The sequence below is a fragment of the Burkholderia sp. MS455 genome, from assembly GCF_016899445.1.
Lineage (GTDB): Bacteria > Pseudomonadota > Gammaproteobacteria > Burkholderiales > Burkholderiaceae > Burkholderia > Burkholderia pyrrocinia_C.
In genome coordinates this window covers 2,216,752-2,234,286 of record NZ_CP041778.1, presented here as the reverse complement: position 1 = coordinate 2,234,286, position 17,535 = coordinate 2,216,752, and the positions used below count along the sequence as shown (strand labels likewise).

19 protein-coding genes and 3 pseudogenes are annotated in these 17,535 nt (G+C 57.3%); 13 read left to right on the top strand and 9 right to left on the bottom strand.

What is annotated here, in order from left to right; all coding sequences use genetic code 11:
* Positions 1 to 196: 196 nt before the first annotated feature.
* The 3 genes from FPJ27_RS14790 to FPJ27_RS14775 all read left to right on the top strand — a co-directional run bounded on the left by FPJ27_RS14790 (position 197) and on the right by FPJ27_RS14775 (position 2,960).
* The gene (locus FPJ27_RS14790) at positions 197 to 1,066 is read left to right on the top strand and encodes a hypothetical protein (protein WP_204421609.1); all 870 of its coding nucleotides are present in this window, start codon (positions 197 to 199) and stop codon (positions 1,064 to 1,066) included.
* 345 nt (positions 1,067 to 1,411) lie between these two features.
* Positions 1,412 to 2,584 carry a beta-ketoacyl-[acyl-carrier-protein] synthase family protein gene (locus FPJ27_RS14780; protein WP_239483203.1) on the top strand — a complete coding sequence of 391 codons (1,173 nt, stop codon included), beginning with the start codon at positions 1,412 to 1,414 and terminating at the stop codon, positions 2,582 to 2,584.
* A 166-nt stretch (positions 2,585 to 2,750) separates the two neighbouring features.
* On the top strand, positions 2,751 to 2,960 hold the full coding sequence (locus tag FPJ27_RS14775) for a cold-shock protein (RefSeq protein WP_204421606.1): 210 nt from the start codon (positions 2,751 to 2,753) through the stop codon (positions 2,958 to 2,960).
* A 383-nt stretch (positions 2,961 to 3,343) separates the two neighbouring features.
* Here the strand turns inward: FPJ27_RS14775 and FPJ27_RS36505 are convergent.
* The 5 genes and pseudogenes from FPJ27_RS36505 to FPJ27_RS14755 form a co-directional block, all read right to left on the bottom strand.
* A pseudogene (locus tag FPJ27_RS36505) lies at positions 3,344 to 3,492 on the bottom strand (IS481 family transposase); the annotation flags it as partial.
* 17 nt (positions 3,493 to 3,509) lie between these two features.
* Complete coding sequence (locus tag FPJ27_RS14770) at positions 3,510 to 4,322, bottom strand: cytochrome P450 (RefSeq protein ID WP_204421605.1); 813 nt, start codon at positions 4,320 to 4,322, stop codon at positions 3,510 to 3,512.
* A gap of 36 nt (positions 4,323 to 4,358) precedes the next feature.
* Positions 4,359 to 5,684: an IS256 family transposase gene (locus FPJ27_RS14765; protein ID WP_239483157.1), complete on the bottom strand. Its 1,326-nt coding sequence runs from the start codon at positions 5,682 to 5,684 to the stop codon at positions 4,359 to 4,361.
* A gap of 57 nt (positions 5,685 to 5,741) precedes the next feature.
* The gene (locus FPJ27_RS14760; RefSeq protein ID WP_204421604.1) at positions 5,742 to 6,401 is read right to left on the bottom strand and encodes an AMP-binding protein; all 660 of its coding nucleotides are present in this window, start codon (positions 6,399 to 6,401) and stop codon (positions 5,742 to 5,744) included.
* Positions 6,402 to 6,415: 14 nt separating this feature from the next.
* Complete coding sequence (locus FPJ27_RS14755; RefSeq protein WP_204421603.1) at positions 6,416 to 6,682, bottom strand: acyl carrier protein; 267 nt, start codon at positions 6,680 to 6,682, stop codon at positions 6,416 to 6,418.
* Positions 6,683 to 6,829: 147 nt separating this feature from the next.
* Here FPJ27_RS14755 and FPJ27_RS14750 point away from each other — a divergent pair, with 147 nt between their 5' ends.
* Positions 6,830 to 8,155 (top strand): IS256 family transposase, encoded by a 1,326-nt coding sequence (locus tag FPJ27_RS14750; protein ID WP_239483157.1) that lies wholly within the window; start codon positions 6,830 to 6,832, stop codon positions 8,153 to 8,155.
* Here the strand turns inward: FPJ27_RS14750 and FPJ27_RS14745 are convergent.
* On the bottom strand, positions 8,137 to 9,093 hold the full coding sequence (locus FPJ27_RS14745; protein ID WP_204421602.1) for an acyl-CoA desaturase: 957 nt from the start codon (positions 9,091 to 9,093) through the stop codon (positions 8,137 to 8,139). The genes FPJ27_RS14750 and FPJ27_RS14745 overlap by 19 nt on opposite strands.
* Before the next feature lie 221 nt (positions 9,094 to 9,314).
* Between FPJ27_RS14745 and FPJ27_RS14740 the strand changes: the two are divergent.
* A pseudogene (locus FPJ27_RS14740) lies at positions 9,315 to 9,488 on the top strand (transposase); the annotation flags it as partial.
* A gap of 205 nt (positions 9,489 to 9,693) precedes the next feature.
* On the opposite strand, the gene FPJ27_RS14735 reads toward FPJ27_RS14740, so the two are convergent.
* Together FPJ27_RS14735 and FPJ27_RS14730 are read right to left on the bottom strand one after the other, a co-directional pair.
* Positions 9,694 to 10,035 (bottom strand): hypothetical protein, encoded by a 342-nt coding sequence (locus tag FPJ27_RS14735; RefSeq protein WP_204421601.1) that lies wholly within the window; start codon positions 10,033 to 10,035, stop codon positions 9,694 to 9,696.
* Between the two features lie 72 nt (positions 10,036 to 10,107).
* Positions 10,108 to 11,358, bottom strand: a complete 1,251-nt coding sequence (locus tag FPJ27_RS14730; protein WP_204421600.1) for a hypothetical protein — start codon at positions 11,356 to 11,358, stop codon at positions 10,108 to 10,110.
* 497 nt (positions 11,359 to 11,855) lie between these two features.
* On the opposite strand from FPJ27_RS14730, the gene FPJ27_RS36500 reads away from it, so the two are divergent.
* From FPJ27_RS36500 to FPJ27_RS14715, 4 genes and pseudogenes are all read left to right on the top strand, one after another.
* Complete coding sequence (locus FPJ27_RS36500; protein WP_239483202.1) at positions 11,856 to 12,338, top strand: DNA-binding protein; 483 nt, start codon at positions 11,856 to 11,858, stop codon at positions 12,336 to 12,338.
* Positions 12,339 to 12,417: 79 nt separating this feature from the next.
* A complete protein-coding gene (locus FPJ27_RS36495; protein ID WP_239483201.1) occupies positions 12,418 to 12,648 on the top strand; it encodes a hypothetical protein in 231 nt (76 codons plus the stop codon).
* Positions 12,649 to 12,992: 344 nt separating this feature from the next.
* Positions 12,993 to 13,517, top strand: coding sequence for a hypothetical protein (locus FPJ27_RS14720; RefSeq protein ID WP_204421599.1), 525 nt, complete (start codon positions 12,993 to 12,995; stop codon positions 13,515 to 13,517).
* A 109-nt stretch (positions 13,518 to 13,626) separates the two neighbouring features.
* Positions 13,627 to 13,851 (top strand): annotated as a pseudogene (locus tag FPJ27_RS14715) (transposase); the annotation flags it as partial.
* Between the two features lie 182 nt (positions 13,852 to 14,033).
* On the opposite strand, the gene FPJ27_RS36490 reads toward FPJ27_RS14715, so the two are convergent.
* Positions 14,034 to 14,201, bottom strand: coding sequence for a hypothetical protein (locus FPJ27_RS36490; RefSeq protein WP_239483200.1), 168 nt, complete (start codon positions 14,199 to 14,201; stop codon positions 14,034 to 14,036).
* Positions 14,202 to 14,339: 138 nt separating this feature from the next.
* Between FPJ27_RS36490 and FPJ27_RS14705 the strand changes: the two genes are divergently transcribed.
* From FPJ27_RS14705 to FPJ27_RS14690, 4 genes are all read left to right on the top strand, one after another.
* A complete protein-coding gene (locus FPJ27_RS14705) occupies positions 14,340 to 14,765 on the top strand; it encodes a transposase (protein WP_239483192.1) in 426 nt (141 codons plus the stop codon).
* A complete protein-coding gene (tnpB, locus tag FPJ27_RS14700) occupies positions 14,762 to 15,097 on the top strand; it encodes an IS66 family insertion sequence element accessory protein TnpB (RefSeq protein ID WP_204421598.1) in 336 nt (111 codons plus the stop codon). Before FPJ27_RS14705 ends, tnpB begins: the two co-directional genes overlap by 4 nt.
* A gap of 63 nt (positions 15,098 to 15,160) precedes the next feature.
* A complete protein-coding gene (locus FPJ27_RS14695; protein ID WP_204421549.1) occupies positions 15,161 to 16,714 on the top strand; it encodes an IS66 family transposase in 1,554 nt (517 codons plus the stop codon).
* A gap of 350 nt (positions 16,715 to 17,064) precedes the next feature.
* Positions 17,065 to 17,490, top strand: coding sequence for a hypothetical protein (locus tag FPJ27_RS14690; protein WP_204421597.1), 426 nt, complete (start codon positions 17,065 to 17,067; stop codon positions 17,488 to 17,490).
* Positions 17,491 to 17,535 lie beyond the last annotated feature (45 nt).

Here is a 17,535-nt window from a genome sequence, read left to right as displayed (position 1 = left end):
AATCTTCCTGAACACGAGCTGAGGGTAGCGGGTGACGATATCGGGTGTGAATTTATTGGCTTGCGACGTTGGCGATGCTGCCACGACGACCCCGGGCTATTCGTGATTAGAAAAGGCGTTCTGGGACCGTGCGTACTCTACCGTGAAGGAGGGCGTTGATATGCAACCTCGTCGACAATGTTCACTTGGGTCGGTGATGTCAGTTGATCTCGAGGAAATTTACAAGCTGATCGCCGTCAGTCCACCGTATTTTTCATTTTCTTCGCTCTACAGGCGTGATTTATCCGAATGGACAGTGTATGGCGACATCATTCCCGAGCAACCTCTTGGCATTGAGGGCGGCACAATTTCGACGGCAGAAGCCGGTCGGCATCTTGCAATTCTGGGTTCATGTGCAGCCGCTTTAACCGACGATGGGCGGCATGGGGGTGCGTGCATATATTATCTCGTCGATCGCGCAACGTGGGTTCGGAGTTCGGGAGATGTTCATCGAGGAAACGCTGGAGTACTCACGGCGCGAGCGCGGGTTGAAAATCGTAATCGGAATTTCGTCGTAGCATGCACTGAATTGGTGTCGGATGAAAACGTGCTTGGAGCACTCAATGTTCGGTATCATGCCGTACCTGCTAACGTATTCCAAATGATTGCGCGCCCTTTTAAGGTCGATGAGGTGCCATTTTGCGGAGTGTCGCCCTATGGCCTTAGGTTGCCGTTAGAATATACGTCAGTTAAAAAAGACAAATTGATCGCAAGCCTACGCCATCCTGGTTACACCCATAGCTCGGGTCATTTTTTGAATTTTCCAATTTGGCCGGTAGCTGTCGTGATGTATGCCGTTAGCCAGGCGATGGCTCATCTAATTTCCACTTTAATGGGTGGAATCAAGTCTTTTACGGTCGAGCGGGCCGACATCGAAACTGAAACGATCGCATCACTCTCAACCCCATTAGATTTCCATCTTCGAATTAAGAAAATTATTGATAATACTTGCTTGATTGACTGCGTCGTCGTGGCTCGCGACCGCAATCTGGGAAGACTTTCCGCAACACTTCTCCTTGGTGCGTAGTTTATATCAGCATTTTGTGAAAAATGAGGAATAAAATGCGATCTTTACAACAACACCTATTCGAATATGCGTCGGCAAATAATATTAATATCGCGGAGGCGGATTTGAATAAGCCAATCAAAGAAATTGATCTCGATTCCCTCGATCTGATAGGTTTTATTGCTGAGTGCGAAAGAGTGTACAATTTCAATTTTCCTTTGCCGATCCCTGATTTCGAAAATTCTACACCACAATTACTGATTGAATATTTGGAAAAACAGCTTCGCATAGGAGTATAGCATGGCCTGCCGACGACCCCGTATCGTGATAAGTGGGGCTGGTTGTATAAGTCCGTTGGGCATAAATATGGCTTCAACTTGGCAGGCAATGGTTGAAGGCCGTGACGGCATCCAACGATTGCATCTCGATGCGGATTCGGGGATCGTGCTGAGATCAACGATTGCCGCGGTGGTGAATGATTTTGATCCAGCCCAGCAGTTTGATCGAAAAATGCTTCGGGTACTTGATCGAGTTGCGCAGTTCGCAATTGTAGCTGCAGATGAGGCAATTGAAAGCGCGCAGCTTGATTTTACAAAAAATTCTCAACTGGCATCGCGCACAGCACTCATCATTGGAACGGCAAACGGAGGCGAAATCGCTCGCGATTTGGGATTTCGAGATATCTATCGCAACAATAAGCACCAACTTGATCCATCGACAATCTTGCGTATTATGCCGAGCGCGCCAGGATCCCATATTAGCATTCGACATGGGATCACCGGTCCAAGCTTCGTCGTGTCTAGCGCATGTGCATCGTCCAATCACGCGTTTGCGCAGGCCGTTCATCTGCTCCGAGCGGGGATTATCGATGTTGCCTTAGTTGGTGGCGCTGAGGCAAGTCTTTCTCCGGGTTTCATCAAGGCATGGGAGGCTATGCGTGTATTGTCGGACGATACGTGTCGCCCGTTTTCTGCCAACAGATCGGGGCTTGTGCTTGGAGAAGGGGCAGCCATGTTTGTCTTAGAAACTGACGAGCATGCATGTCGGCGGGATGCCCCCATTCTATGTGAAGTATCAGGAGTAGGCATGTCCAGTGATGCAAGGGATATGCTGCTCCCTAGCGAGAGCGGAATGTCCGCCGCAATCGAACTTGCGTTGCGAGATGCTGGTTGGAGGCCGGAGGACGTTGATTATGTGAATGCACACGGTACTGGCACGCGAGCAAACGATGAAATGGAGATGCGTGCTATTGGGCGCGTATTCGGCACACATGGGAAACAGGTATCTGTATCGTCTACAAAATCGATGCATGGGCATTTAATTGGCGCAGCTGGTGCTCTAGAATTGGTGGCTACGCTAGGTGCGATTATGCATGATGTTGTTCCCCCAACGATTCATCTCGACACCCTGGATCCGCAGTGTGCGCTCAACGTCACGCCAAACTATGCGAACCACCGCCCAATCCGATCGGCAATTTCCAATTCGTTTGCGTTTGGTGGAACAAATGCAGTTATTGCAATTGAAAAGTGGCATGCCTGACTAATGCTGAACTGATGAGGTAATGTGGGCGATGTTGATCCCGCTCTCGGCGAGAGCTCTTGCACGCGGCGACTGTCAATCAATTTCGATGCGGTTGCACTGTGACCTGGGTGGAGCACTCTCGTCGTTAGTGAGCGACTGACGGCCATCTCGGAGAGCGAGCAATATGATGATAGGCGTTGTCAATTGGTTCGACGTAGACAAGGGTTACGGCAGTATCACCTTGGACGTGAGTGGGGAGGCGGTGTTCGTACACTTCACGGCAATCACAAGCGAAGGCATCAAGGCGCTACGAGAAGGCCAGAAAGTCGAATTCGAGGTGGTACATGCTACGCATGAACTACAAGCGGTAAACGTTCGTCTTATTTCACTGTAAGAAAATTGTAAAAATTGTCGTGTCAGCAAAACGCTGCTGAGGCTGATGTACCAACGGGTTGAGCGGAATTTGGGCGCTGCAGAACTCCCAGAGCGAATATCGATCTGAATTGAAACCTGGGAATTGAGGACGCCGAGATGACCGACGACTTCTTCCGTAGCCGCCTGGATGCGATGATCGATCTGAGCGGCGCCGTTGCATAAAACAGGCGTGAGGATGAAGTCGTGCCTTTGTTCATGATCTCAGGCGATGCGGACGGACTGCGGGCGGGCGAGTTCGGCCATGCGGTTGAGCACGCCCACTCGAACGGCAACTTCGGTCGCCTGGGTTGTATTAGCCAGGACTCGATCTGACAGGTAGTCGGGCCGACAAAGAATAAGTCGTCAATGGGGGATGAGTTTCTCCTTGGCGAGATCGAGCGAATCGAGGAAAGTGCGCATCGGCGTCTTGCCGTAACACCATTGCCCTGATGCTCTCGTTCATTGTTGTACTGGTCGAGCCACGCATCAAGGTCCGTCTGCAAGGTGGCGATCGAGTCGCGCAGCTTGATCAAGGGGACCCCAGTGCCTGAAACTCAATTGGAATGCGTTCGAACCCAAATATCAGCGAGCAGTCTCGTGCCAGACACAATTCGTCCTCCCGTAGCCTGTAATCTGGAATCAATTCAAGAATTGCCTCGATGCATGTGGCAATTTCGATTCGTGCGAGATGCATCCCCAAGCATTTGTGCGTGCCCGCTCCAAACGACAAATGCGGATTGGAATGTCGCTCGAAATCGACTTCGAATGGTGCTGGAAAGCGGTCCGCATCGAGATTGCCTGCCGCCCAGAAAAGCAGTACCTTATCGTCTTTACGCAACTGCACGTCACCGAGCTTGTAGTCGGTAGTTACCGTGCGAGCAATGCACGGCTGGGCGGCAAGCGTGCGCAGAAATTCCTCGACTGCACCCACGATAAGGGCCGGTTCCTCGATTAGCCGGCGGCGTTGCTCAGGATGCTCGCCAAGATAAACCACTGCGGTGCCAATCGACGCTTGCACGGTCTCTGAGCCTGCACCGAACAAGGTGGTGATGATCGTAACGATCTCTTCGTCGCTTAGTGGGCGTTCCTTGAATGGCCTTTGTAGCAGGTCGGCTAGCAATGTCCCCTCAATCGGCGCTTGGCGCACTCGCTTCACATCTTCGATAAGCCGCTGCGACATATGGTAGAGCTGGCGTGCCGCAACGTCCGACGGGACCCGTCGGAACGAGAAATCATGGTAGGGGGCAGCGTACTCACGCCAGAGATTCGGATCCAGGCCGATAAGCTTCAGCATGATCGTGGCGGTTGCTGGCTGCGCCACGTCGGCGATGACCTCGAGCAATCGTCAAGACTGGTGTACGCGGGTCGGGCGGCATGATCAGGCGGCTAGCGCTTGAGGAGCCGGTGTGCTTTCCATCACCGGGGTGCCGTCCTTGAAGGGAATGCCCTTCAGAAGCGGTTCGATCCTGTCGACGCCGCGGATCTTCCTCCAGGTCTGCTCGGCCGCTTCGATCAGCTTGAACGCCATCGCGAGGAAGGTCGAGCGCGACAGACAGTTGCGCGTGCGGCTCGTGCGGTGGCGCACCGTCGCGAACGTCGATTCAATCGGATTCGTGGTCCGCACGTGCTGCCAGTGTTCGGCCGGGAAGTCGTAGAACGCGAGCAGTGCGTCGCGGTCTTTCGTGAGCTTCTCGACGGCCTTTGGGTACTTGGCCGCGTACGTGTCGACGAACTGGTTGAACGCGGCGATTGCGTCGGCTCTTGTCGCGGCATTCCAGATCTCGGCGAGCGCAACCTTGGCCTTGCCGTGCTGCGATTTGGGCATGACGTTGAGTATGTTGCCGATCTTGTGAAACCAGCAGCGCTGGTGCCGTGTCTGCGGGAACACCTCTTCAAGCGCCGCCCACAGCCCCATCGCGCCATCGCCGACGGCAAGCAGCGGCGGCGCCTGCAGACCTCGTTTCTTCAGATCGAGCAGCAGCTCTTTCCAGGATTCCTTCGATTCGCGATAGCCGTCGTTGAGCGCCACGCGCTCCTTGCTGCCGTCCGGTTTCACGCCGATGATCACCAGCAGGCACTGCCCGTCCGAATCCTCTGCGCGGGCTTGCGTATGGATGCCGTCGGCCCACCAGTAGACCCAGCGCGAGGTGGACAGGTCGCGCTTGTTCCACTTCTCGTACTCTTCTGACCAGGCGGCCTTCAGGCGGCTCACGACGCTCGCTGACAGCCCTTTAGCCTGTTCGCCGAGCAGCTCGGACAGTGCGTCGCCCATGTCGCCGGTTGAGACTCCTCGCAGGTACAGCCACGGCAGCGACGATGACACGCGCGGCGACTTGCGCACATAGGGCGGCACGATCGTCGAATTGAACTTGATGCCGGAGCCCGAACGATCGCGGACCTTCGGCACCTGAACGGGCACCGGACCGACTGCCGTGACGATCTCGCGCTCTGGCAGGTACCCGTTGCGCACGACAGCGCGCCGGCCATCGATCGTCTTCACATTCGAATACTGTTCGAGCATTGCCGCCAGTTCCGCCTCGATTGCCTGCTGGATGATCCGCCGCGCCCCTTGCTGGATCAGATCGTCCAGGCCGGGCGTACCCTTGATGTCTGCTTCTGTTGTTTGACTGCCGCTCGTATCCTGCGTAAGTTTCGCCATGGTGGTGGAGTTCGATTGAGGAAGTGTTACCGTGAGAAGCAACATTCTCCTTCAATCGCCACCGCCTTCTCCTGCCTCAACCCTACGCCGCATACACCACTTTCAACGATAGCTCTGGTAATGAGGGAGCCAGGTGACAGAGATATCAGACGAATTGATCTGAGTCGCAATGTGCAACTGGGTCAGGTTGGCCATCAGGTTGCGGTGCTGCACCATGACACCTTTCGGGTTACCCGTCGTCCCAGAGGTGTATTGAAGAAACGCAATCGAATCCGAGTCCTTGCTCGGTGGATGGAAGCAGGGATGAGCAGGGCGCGCAAGGATCTCGTTGTCGAACACTGGCAATGGTAGCTGCCCGGTCGTTGCTGAGCGAGTCACCTGCACCTGCGTAAGGACGAGCGCGCGCGCATCTGCATCGCCGGCGATTGCAGTAAGCCGGTGAATATTGCGGATAGTCGATGGGGGCAGTGGAACCGCAATCACTCCAGCGTACAGACAGGCGAAGAAAGCCTCCAGGAATGCCAGTCCAGGCTCATGCGCGAGCAGAATCCGTTCACCAGGTGCTGCATAGGTTGCGAGTCCCGCAGCGATTGCGCCCGCGCGGTGATCCAGTTCGCGGTAGCTGATGGACTCCTCCTGCTCTTTCCCGTTGGGATAGCTGACGAAGGTGAGTGCAATCGCATCCGAATTCGTCTGCGCAAGGTGCCGCAAGACATCTTGTAAACGAGGGTGCGCCGGTGCAGGGTACGGGTAGTCGCGCACATGACAGTCCATCTCTATCCCCGCGGAGTAGGTGACGGTGAGGTGCAGGCGAATCGCTCGGCCAGACGTCGGATCGTCGGAAACTCCCACATCACTGCTGGATCGATCGGGCAGCCGAGATACTCTTCGAGGTCGGCGGTCAGGGCGAGTGCCTGACTCGAGGTGACACCCAGATAGATCAGTTGCTCATTGACGTCCACATCGGCCGCAGAAGTTTTTAACAGCATGCTCACTCGCTCGACGAGCCAATGTTCAATGGTGTCTTGTGTACGTGTCATCATGTACCTTGTTGTCTGAATCCGACGAGGGAGGAAGGCCGTGTTTGTCAAGCTGGTCGGACCGGGGCGCTTTAACATCAGAGCTATCGTTGAAAGTGGTGTATGCGGCGTAGGGTTGAGGCAGGAGAAGGCGGTGGCGATTGAAGGAGAATGTTGCTTCTCACGGTAACACTTCCTCAATCGAACTCCACCACCATGGCGAAACTTACGCAGGATACGAGCGGCAGTCAAACAACAGAAGCAGACATCAAGGGTACGCCCGGCCTGGACGATCTGATCCAGCAAGGGGCGCGGCGGATCATCCAGCAGGCAATCGAGGCGGAACTGGCGGCAATGCTCGAACAGTATTCGAATGTGAAGACGATCGATGGCCGGCGCGCTGTCGTGCGCAACGGGTACCTGCCAGAGCGCGAGATCGTCACGGCAGTCGGTCCGGTGCCCGTTCAGGTGCCGAAGGTCCGCGATCGTTCGGGCTCCGGCATCAAGTTCAATTCGACGATCGTGCCGCCCTATGTGCGCAAGTCGCCGCGCGTGTCATCGTCGCTGCCGTGGCTGTACCTGCGAGGAGTCTCAACCGGCGACATGGGCGACGCACTGTCCGAGCTGCTCGGCGAACAGGCTAAAGGGCTGTCAGCGAGCGTCGTGAGCCGCCTGAAGGCCGCCTGGTCAGAAGAGTACGAGAAGTGGAACAAGCGCGACCTGTCCACCTCGCGCTGGGTCTACTGGTGGGCCGACGGCATCCATACGCAAGCCCGCGCAGAGGATTCGGACGGGCAGTGCCTGCTGGTGATCATCGGCGTGAAACCGGACGGCAGCAAGGAGCGCGTGGCGCTCAACGACGGCTATCGCGAATCGAAGGAATCCTGGAAAGAGCTGCTGCTCGATCTGAAGAAACGAGGTCTGCAGGCGCCGCCGCTGCTTGCCGTCGGCGATGGCGCGATGGGGCTGTGGGCGGCGCTTGAAGAGGTGTTCCCGCAGACACGGCACCAGCGCTGCTGGTTTCACAAGATCGGCAACATACTCAACGTCATGCCCAAATCGCAGCACGGCAAGGCCAAGGTTGCGCTCGCCGAGATCTGGAATGCCGCGACAAGAGCCGACGCAATCGCCGCGTTCAACCAGTTCGTCGACACGTACGCGGCCAAGTACCCAAAGGCCGTCGAGAAGCTCACGAAAGACCGCGACGCACTGCTCGCGTTCTACGACTTCCCGGCCGAACACTGGCAGCACGTGCGGACCACGAATCCGATTGAATCGACGTTCGCGACGGTGCGCCACCGCACGAGCCGCACGCGCAACTGTCTGTCGCGCTCGACCTTCCTCGCGATGGCGTTCAAGCTGATCGAAGCGGCCGAGCAGACCTGGAGGAAGATCCGCGGCGTCGACAGGATCGAACCGCTTCTGAAGGGCATTCCCTTCAAGGACGGCACCCCGGTGATGGAAAGCACACCGGCTCCTCAAGCGCTAGCCGCCTGATCATGCCGCCCGACCCGCGTACACCAGTCTTGACGATTGCTCTTAACATCACTAACCAACCCGAAGCGTGAAAGCATTCGAATCGTCAGCCAGCCGGGATCGATTTCCCACCAGGCGTGCCCGAATCGGGCTGACATAGGAGCGGCGTGATGGTTGTTATGCCACCCTTCACCAAGAGAAATGAGCGCGACGAGCGCATTGTTGCGGCTCTGGTCCTGCGTAACGAATCTGCGAATACCGGCGACGTGAGCAAGTGAGTTGATGCTCCACGTTGCTTGCTGGGACACGAAGATGCGTACCAGCCCCCCCCACAACAATCCACTGACCATCGCTTCGAAGGTTCCATACCAGAGGCCGGAGATAATAACGGGAAGTGCAAGACCCAGGCCGACCCACGCGAAATACCAGCGATTGACAAACAGCACTATCCGGTCGTTCAGCAAGTCCGGGATCCTGTTCCAGCCGCTGGCAGAACTTACTTTGAGCATCCAGCCGAGGTGCGCGTGCAGCAGGCCCCACCATCGACCGATCGCGATGCCGTCCGCAAAGTATGGGGAATGCGGGTCGCCGGCGCGGTCGGTCGCGGCGTGATGACGGCGGTGAGTCGCGACCCAGAACAGGAGCGAACCTTGAGCGCTCATTGAGCCGAGGATACCGAGCATCAGACGGACGCCGGTCGGTGCAGTAAAGGCGCGATGGGCAAACAGTCGATGAAAACCAATCGTGATTCCGAGACCAGTTAGCAGATACAATGTAACCGCCACGGTGATTTCTACCGTGGTTGGCTGGATGATGCCGTTCACGAGAAACGTGACTGCCAAAGCCGTGCCAACCGCTGGCGTCGCCAGAGTGATCCAGATGACGTGTCTTTCATTTCGGGCAAAGACGTGTCGTATCTTGGCCAAGGCGCGTCGCAATTGCAAAGATCGTATTAACATTTTGCTGATCTCGTCCGTTGTATACAAATGGTAGATCGAGAGAACGCGGTTTTGTGCAATATCAATGCATTCCTAATCAACAGTGCTTTGGATGGAATTAAATAATATAAGATCGAATGACGCAAGTTTTCTTAGAGATCAGCTTAAAAAATCTGTGAAGGGACTGTTTGCTTCCTCGGCGAGGTGTTAACCTTGGGCACCAGAACACCGGTAGCCCAGGGATGGAAGCGCCGATCATTGACGACGAACTATGGATACTGATCGAACCATTGCTGCCGGCCGCGAAGCCTCGCGCCAAGAGCGATCCTCGTCGTCTGCACGTATCCGATCGTGCGGCGCTCGACGGAATCCTGTTCGTATTCAAAACGGGAATCCGCTGGAAACCCCTGCCTTCCTGATACTTGCTACCGGAAAGCTATTGTCAGCACGCGCATGAGTATGGCGAATGCCAATCAATATTGCCAACGACAACCCGGCACGCCAACCTTTCCCTCTACATGCTTGGTTCACCTCTACTCTCCCCACTGGCACGAAGCCGGCATCGATTTATGGCAGCCTCACATCCCAGACCATTTAACGAAATCATTTAATTCGATTAATTTAAAATCTACCATGCTGCTCTTCCATTGCGCGCAAAAGCACCTTATTATCAAATTCTCCGAGTGCTTTTATTATCCCCATATCGGTCGATGCATCCGAATTCCGCTTGGATAACTTCCCATAAATACAGTTGGCATTCTTTCCCACCACCAATCCGAATTCCTCGGCTCGGCGCTTGCAGTCGTAATAATCACCATCGGATGCGCCCGTATGTGCCGCGCTTTCCTGATACCCGTTACCGCGAAAACTATTGTCAGCTAGCGCATGAGTGTGACGAATGCCAATTAATATCACCACCGACAACGCAACACGCCAGCCATTTCCTCTACATGTCTGGTTCATCTCTACTCCTCCCCATTGATATGAACCCCGCATCGATTTATCCGACCACGACAGTGCCACGTTGACCTCCGGTTACGGAATCGTTTGGACCTCCGCATGCAAATGCTGATTACTGTCCTCAGCGGTCACCGCCTCATACACCCCCGATTTGGACCACGCGACTACTCCAGCACTCGGTCCACCTGCCGGCGCCCCGTCATCAACCGCCACCAGACTGTTCGGCTCAACGTGGAACGGATGTACGTCACCACTCACGGTCTCAAAATTCCCCACCAGTTTGTTGTTGTTGCCGAGACCACTCACCGTGCCATGGATAGCACCGGACGGCAGTGCGATGGACGACGCATTGGCTCCACTAGCTGGATTCCACAGTGCTGGTTCGAGAAAGCCCGCATGGGATTGACTTCCCAAGAAATTGACCGCGACCAAACCTGCATCGTTTAGTTCCACGCCAACCGTGCGCAGCGTCAGATTGCCATTGATCGTCTGTAGCACCGTAGGGCCGGTGCCCCCGGAGCCCCATACGACCGCACGGTAGGTGTCGCTACCATAAATGCATTCGCCAAGAATCTGACCATTCAGATTGATCTGGCGGGCGCTGCAGTAGCTTGCGCCAGCCGGTGCGGGTAGCACGGTATAAGAAAGCGATGCGAGCGATGGCCACAGCACACCGTTGGTTCTGCCGTCTCCAGCCGGACAGTTGCCCACGACAGACGGTTGCTTCACGTCATTGATATCAGTCGGCACGCAGTTTGCTTGGAGAGCGAGCAGTGCATTTAGCGGCGTCGCGGCATTCGCCCCTGGTGCCCAATAGACGGGTAACCGAGTCTCGTTCGCGTCAATACTTTCGCCGATCACAACGCCCTGTAGGTTGACCCCGTCGATGGAACTTTTGACGCCCCCACCAATGATCGCCAATACCCCGGAATAGGGCATTAGCTGTCTCGGTGTATTGGGCGATCCAGATGACCAGGCTACTGCCTGCGATACGTTTTTGGCATCTCGACATGAGCCCACGATCGTGTCCTGACCCGCCGCCGCGTTATTCAGCGCCATCACTGAACACGGTACACCACCCACAGTATTGGGCAGCGCTGATAGCTGGACGGGGCTGCCCGCAATCGTCACGTAGGGGACCGAGGCATTGGAGACCTTGCAGTTCTCAATCACCGTACCGACATCATTGACATCAGCGGCACCGCACTGGCTGGCACTTACGGGCGTATCATCCGTCCATGCGTAAGCTACCGGAGTACCCAAGACACTGAGTCCGATGCCAATCAATCCATGACGGAAAAGGATAAAACGGCCAATCTGCTTCATGTCTCTCCCCCAACGGATAAAAAATAAATGTTTGCTTAATAGAAAGCAAAACGGAACTTTTGTGAATCACTTGAGCGACTCCCGGCCAGTGCCGGCGCAGGATTTATCGGAACAAGAATTTCGTACTCCGAAAATATAGATCGAATAATGGAAAACTCAAGAAATATTCACAAAAAATGGGGCCATGAACTACAGCGCTGCCCCCGGAAGGTTGGACTCCGACCTGAAGGGACTATGAACAACTTTGACCAAGCCAAGCTGGTGGCCGTCAGAGATTACTTCTTCGGCGAGGCTGGCCTAAAAGCTGTTGCTCATCGGCATGGTGTCATGTTTCATCGCTGCGGCAATAGATTGCCGGCTATCGGTCTCATGGTATGGAAGGCCTGCGGACGAAGATGGAATAATTGGCCGGAAATTCGCCCGTCTCCTTTCCGGAACCTCGCATGCCCCGTCCGGCTGCCGCCACCCCTGACCAGAGTCGCTCCACCGTGCCTGCGATGCTCGCCGAGGCGGGTGACGCGGCGCCCTTGACCGGCGCGCGCTTCCGGCAACTCGTGTCAGTGCGCAAGGCGCGCACGCGCCTCGGTGCCGGCGACCCGGCCACCCTTGCCCGCGCGCTGAACGCGATCGAGGCCGAGGTCGTACGGGCAGGGCTCGTCGAGATCGCGATGCCTGGCATGCCACCTGATAACGCCGAACAGATGCGCGCGCTTTGGCAGGAAGTCACCGAACTGCGTTCAGCCCTCACCGGCCGCGACGCGGAGCTGGCCGACCTGCGCGCGCAGCACACGCTGATACGGGACTGGTATGCCGCGCTCGACGCGACGCTGCAGGCCGGCAGGCCCACCTCGAGGCCGCCACGGCCGAACGGGCGTCGCTTGAGCGAGCGCACGCAGAAGGACTCGCCCAGGCGCAGCAGCGGTACGAGGCGCTATCGAAACAACTGCTGCAGGAAACTGCCTACAAGCGCGAGGCTCTGAAGAAAGAACACGCGCAGTTCACTTCGCAGCTGAAGTTTGCCGAGCGCCGCATCACCGCGCTTGACAGTGAGCGCGACTCGTGGCCGAGCTCATCAGCGAGCGCGCGACGCGCCAGCAGGCGGTCGGCGAGGCGCTCGCACTGAAGGCCGTTAACTCGAGCCAGCATGCGCAGCTCGACGAGCTGATGCGCGTGGCGTCGGCGCTCGAGGCGCCGCGGCGGCCGCTGGCTGCCTCCGCGGGTCTGGCGACCGCCCCGCGCACGAAGACCCCGCCAAAAGGCGACACCGCCGCGCGGCCGAAAAGAGCATGAACGCGACGCGGCAGCCGGCCGGCTGGATCGATCACGGGGCGTCGCCCCGCAGCGCCTGCCGGCAGAGGTCGATGCTGTGGCGCGACAATCTGGATGAGAGACGCGCGACAATCAGCTTGAGAATGTCGCGGCAGAAATGATAATGCCGATGTTGATTGACGCTGGCAAGCGTTTCCTGATTGACGCGCTGCTCTCATCTTGTTTGACGCGCGGCAGTTGTCGCTGATGGCAATGGCAATATTACTGCGGCACGGTTGTTTCAGGCGACTAACTCGGGTGTGCAAGATTCAGGCATCGTTCAGAGCGCGGGCACTTATGTGATTACTGACTGCGGTAACGGAACGTTGAACCTGACACTGAACGGTCAAGCGTCCACCTATAACCTGGATGTGAACGATGTAGATACGGGTGGGCTGGCACACAGTGGCGCAGTTCTCGATGCGGACGCTGGTTATGACGAAGCCTTGCAGATGGTGCGTACGGTCGATCCGGTGGGGGCCAACGCGTGTGGCAGCGGGTTTTCGCTCAATGGCATCGCGACCAATGGAATCGAACAGGGGCACGATAATCTGGGCAATCCCGTATCGACCATCGAGTCGCTGACCTATAACAACGGTGCGATCTCCGGCACCGAAAAGACGTCCACGCCGACCGGTTTCACGATCGCAGCCATTTCCGGAACGTATTCGATTAATTCGGACTGTACGGTCCGTCTTACGCGAACGATTAAAGGAGTCACGACGGCTGGCGTCCATGTCGTGACCGGTGGGGATCCCAATGTTGCGGAACTTCCGCACGTTACTGTATGGCAAGGCGATTGGATCGCGCATCATCAGTCGACACTTCCTCCTCCTTACCCGACATGGTGAGGCTGTCAGCGGGGAGCGGCGTTAATGGAATGGACGCCCCCACCCGGTCACTCGGCGCTCAGGCTCGTCGATCCGTGGCGAGCACCCATCTAGACGGGGCAACAAAGTGCTCTATGAAGTGGAACGTGATGTGGCTGAGCTTGACTCCGAGCGAAGACGCATCGTGCGTCAAGAACGAGCTCGACCGATCGCCGATGCGCTCCATGCCTGGCTGCTCGAGCAGCGGCAACGCGTCCCCGATGGATCGGCGATCGCCAAAGCGATCGATTACAGCCTGAAGCGTTGGGAGGCGCTTACTCGCTATCTGGATGATGGGCATCTGCCTGCAGATAACAACTGGTTTCATGCCGCTAGCGGCATGAAACCAGTTATGCCGACTCCCCGATTATGCCGCGTCGTGCATGCGCGTGGCGGTGGATATGGCATTTCATGATCGCTGTGTCGGCATAAACGTATGATTTCTCCGGCTGGCTATGGCGCCGGCCAGGAGAGATCAGATGAATGCGACACGCACAGTCAGCGAATCCGGCGGGCTGCCGGCTCATCACACCGATGCATTTCTTGATCGTCTACGGACGGCACACTATTCGCACGGAGGTCCCGTGCGGCAACCCACCGACGCAGCAAATTCGCGCTCAACCGGTAATGCAGCGCGACCGCTGCGATCGACACGTTGGGCTGCATCGCCGCTCGGATCACCTTCTCCTTGAATTCTTTGCTTTGGCTGCGGCGCCGCGTCGGCTCCACCGCCTCTAAAATCGCTTCATTCGTAAGCCCCCGGCGAAGTCATCTTGAAGGCGGCCATTGAAAGCAAGGAGCATCGTGTCCATTAAAATTTTTGATGGACAGGTGTACATGATGACGAAGGCAACGCCACTTGACGACAAGCTTCGCCCGACCGGGGGTCGTCGGCGACATAGCAAGGAATTCAAGGAGAAGGCGATCCGCGCGGCGATGCAGCCGCACGTGTCGATTGCGGCGGTGGCGCTGCACTACCGATTGAATGCCAATCTGCTGCGTCGATGGGTGGCGGCTACGCGAGAGGCGTCGGGGGCGCCTGCGGAGTCTGTCGAAACGAAGGGCGTTCCTGCCGCATTCGTTCCGTTGCAACTCGACGCACCGGCTAACGCATCGGGTTGCGCTGACATCCGGATCGAAATCCATCGGGGAGCCGCGACGGTCACGGTGCGCTGGCCCGTGTCAGCGGCCGGCGAATGTGCGACGTGGTTACAGGACTGGCTGCGATGATTCGCATCGATACCATCTGGCTGGCGACGGAGCCGGTCGACATGCGTGCCGGCGTCGATACGTTGCTGGCGCACGTGGTCAAGGTGTTCGGCGCGGTGCGGCCGCACCATGCATATCTGTTTGCCAACCGGCAATCGACGCGGATGAAGGTGTTGGTCTACGACGGCTTGGGTGTGTGGCTTGCCGCACGGCGTCTGAACAAGGGGCGATTCGTCTGGACCAACGGTGAGCAAGCGATCGCGCTGCCGCTGAATCCGGAGCAGTTGCGCGCGTTGGTGGCGGGATTGCCGTGGCGCACGCTCACGCCGGACCACGCGATCACCGTCCTATGATGCTGTGCCGGACGTAAACTGTTCCGCTTCCGTATCGGGTTGGCGTCTGGCAGACTGGTTGCCATGGACCTGCCATCCGACCTCGACGCCCTCAGTCCCGAACAGCTCCGCACCTTGGCTGCGGCGTTGATCGTCGAGGTTAGGGAGAAGGACCGCGAGGTCGATGAGAAGGAGCGGGAGCTGCGGTATCGGCAAACGCGGATCGATCAGCTCACGCACGAGCTGTCGATCATCAAGCGGCAGCAGTTCGGTAGGCGCAGCGAACAGTTCAACAAAGAGCAAATGAGCCTGCTCGACGAAGCGATCGACGCGGATCTGGCGGCGATTGAAACCGAGCTCGAAGCGCTGCAACCGGAGAAGCGAGCCAGCCAGGCGCGTCAGCAACCGAAACGTGCACCTCTGCCGCCGCAGTTCCCCCGCACCGACATCCATCACGAACCGAACGATACAACCTGCGCGTGTGGTTGCCAGCGCGTACGCATCGGCGAGGACGTCAGCGAGAAGCTGGACTATACGCCCGGCGTGTTCAAGGTCGAGCGGCATATCCGCGGCAAGTGGGTGTGCAAAGCATGTGAGACGCTGGTGCAGGCGCCGGTTGCGCCGCAGGTGATCGACAAGGGCATCCCGACTGCTGCGCTGCTCGCGTGGGTGCTGGTGGCAAAGTACGCCGATCACTTGCCGCTCTATCGATTGGAGCGCATCTTTGCACGTGCGGGCTTGGCGATACCGCAATCGACACTCGGTGCCTGGGTCGGGGTATGCGGCGTGCGATTGCAGCCTCTGGTCGACGCGCTCCAGCAGGAACTGTTGCAGCAGCACGTGCTGCACGCCGACGAGACGCCGGTACAGAGGCTCGCACCGGGCAAAGGCAAGACCCATCGCGCCTATCTATGGGCGTACAGCACCACGCAGTTCACCGATCTGAAAGCGGTGATCTATGACTTCGCCGACAGTCGTGCCGGCGAACACGCGCGCGCCTTCCTGGGCGAATGGCGCGGCAAGCTGGTGTGCGACGACTACGGCGGCTACAAGGCTGGCTTCGAAAACGGGATCACCGAGATCGGATGCCTCGCCCACGCCCGCCGAAAGTTCTTCGACCTGCACGTCAAGCACCAAAGCGAGCTCGCCGCGCAGGCGCTGCGGTACTTCGGCGCGCTGTACGAAGTGGAACGTGATGTAGTGGCACTTGAACCCGACCGAAGACGTATCGTGCGTCAGGAACGGGCTCGACCGATCGCGGACACACTCCACGCCTGGCTGCTCGAGCAGCGACAACGTGTCCCCGAGGGCTCGGCGATTGCCAAGGCGCTCGATTACAGTCTGAAACGCTGGGAGGCGCTCACGCGCTATCTGGACGACGGGCATCTGCCAGCGGACAACAACTGGGTGGAAAACCAGGTCCGCCCATGGGCTATCGGCAGGTCGAACTGGTTGTTCGTCGGATCGCTGCGCGCGGGCAAGCGTGCAGCCGCGATCATGACGTTGATCCGCTCCGCACAACTGAACGGACACGATCCGTTGGCTTACCTGAAAGACGTGTTGACCCGGTTGCCGACCCACCGTGCTATCGACATCGCACAGCTGCTGCCCCATCGCTGGATTCCAGCCGACGCTTGACCATCTCGACGATCGGTCCCGTCAAGATGACTTCGCCGGGGCTTACCGTCGAGGTATCCCGGACCAATTTCCTATTGGCGATACCAGTCACTCGCTAGGTTCGGTGTTGCCGATGATTGTGGCTCGACTTCATTCGATTACAGCTGACTTGCGATTTCTCATACGCCAAGCTATAAACATAGCGTACGTTCGGTCACTTGATGTTTGCCTCTTCCCCAGCAGGGCAGGATTGATTTTTTGCATTCTGATTTAGGCGATAACGCTCGTCGCCACAGTGGAATAGCCGGCCTCCTATATTATACTCGCCCGGAACTCATTTATTCGATTCACGTCATTATTGCAATGAAAAGATGAGGCTGCCAACGGAACATGTGTCACTGTTAAGCGTCGCAATCAGCGAAATTTATGCCTATTTTTCAATATTTGCGCGCTACCACCCCGGTTGGACTCGACGATTCAACGATGAAGAGCCCGGCGCTCCTTACCTTGTCGCACCCTTGACAGGGGCGATTGTTGCAGCGTCGGCACGTGCGGAGCGCCACCAAGATATCGACACTATCCGGCAAGCGGACCGTTATTTGCGTGAAGCAGCAAAACAGATGGGCATCCTGCACGATCAACTCGAGGCGATGACTGACAGTAGGCTGTTCTCACGCGAATTTGCTCGGCAAGGGGGCAAGGCATTCGTAGGATCCGCTGTCCGAAGCGGTGCCGCATTAAGCAAACCCCAGCACGCCAATTTTAGGCGTCAGCTTGTCGAGGCCCTCGCTTCATAGGATCTAACATTGACGAAAGACATAGGGGTGCCACCGCACCGCCTA

Excerpts from the sequence above, each read along its gene's own strand:
- FPJ27_RS14790 (WP_204421609.1), top strand. The coding sequence starts at position 197 with ATGTCAGTTGATCTCGAGGAAATTTACAAGCTGATCGCCGTCAGTCCA.
- FPJ27_RS14780 (WP_239483203.1), top strand. The coding sequence starts at position 1,412 with ATGGCTTCAACTTGGCAGGCAATGGTTGAAGGCCGTGACGGCATCCAA.
- FPJ27_RS14775 (WP_204421606.1), top strand. The coding sequence starts at position 2,751 with ATGATGATAGGCGTTGTCAATTGGTTCGACGTAGACAAGGGTTACGGC.
- FPJ27_RS14765 (WP_239483157.1), bottom strand. The coding sequence starts at position 5,684 with ATGTTGCTTCTCACGGTAACACTTCCTCAATCGAACTCCACCACCATG.
- FPJ27_RS14755 (WP_204421603.1), bottom strand. The coding sequence starts at position 6,682 with ATGATGACACGTACACAAGACACCATTGAACATTGGCTCGTCGAGCGA.
- FPJ27_RS14750 (WP_239483157.1), top strand. The coding sequence starts at position 6,830 with ATGTTGCTTCTCACGGTAACACTTCCTCAATCGAACTCCACCACCATG.
- FPJ27_RS14745 (WP_204421602.1), bottom strand. The coding sequence starts at position 9,093 with ATGTTAATACGATCTTTGCAATTGCGACGCGCCTTGGCCAAGATACGA.
- FPJ27_RS14735 (WP_204421601.1), bottom strand. The coding sequence starts at position 10,035 with ATGAACCAGACATGTAGAGGAAATGGCTGGCGTGTTGCGTTGTCGGTG.
- FPJ27_RS14730 (WP_204421600.1), bottom strand. The coding sequence starts at position 11,358 with ATGAAGCAGATTGGCCGTTTTATCCTTTTCCGTCATGGATTGATTGGC.
- FPJ27_RS36500 (WP_239483202.1), top strand. The coding sequence starts at position 11,856 with ATGCTCGCCGAGGCGGGTGACGCGGCGCCCTTGACCGGCGCGCGCTTC.
- FPJ27_RS36490 (WP_239483200.1), bottom strand. The coding sequence starts at position 14,201 with ATGCAGCCCAACGTGTCGATCGCAGCGGTCGCGCTGCATTACCGGTTG.
- tnpB (WP_204421598.1), top strand. The coding sequence starts at position 14,762 with ATGATTCGCATCGATACCATCTGGCTGGCGACGGAGCCGGTCGACATG.
- FPJ27_RS14695 (WP_204421549.1), top strand. The coding sequence starts at position 15,161 with ATGGACCTGCCATCCGACCTCGACGCCCTCAGTCCCGAACAGCTCCGC.
- FPJ27_RS14690 (WP_204421597.1), top strand. The coding sequence starts at position 17,065 with ATGAGGCTGCCAACGGAACATGTGTCACTGTTAAGCGTCGCAATCAGC.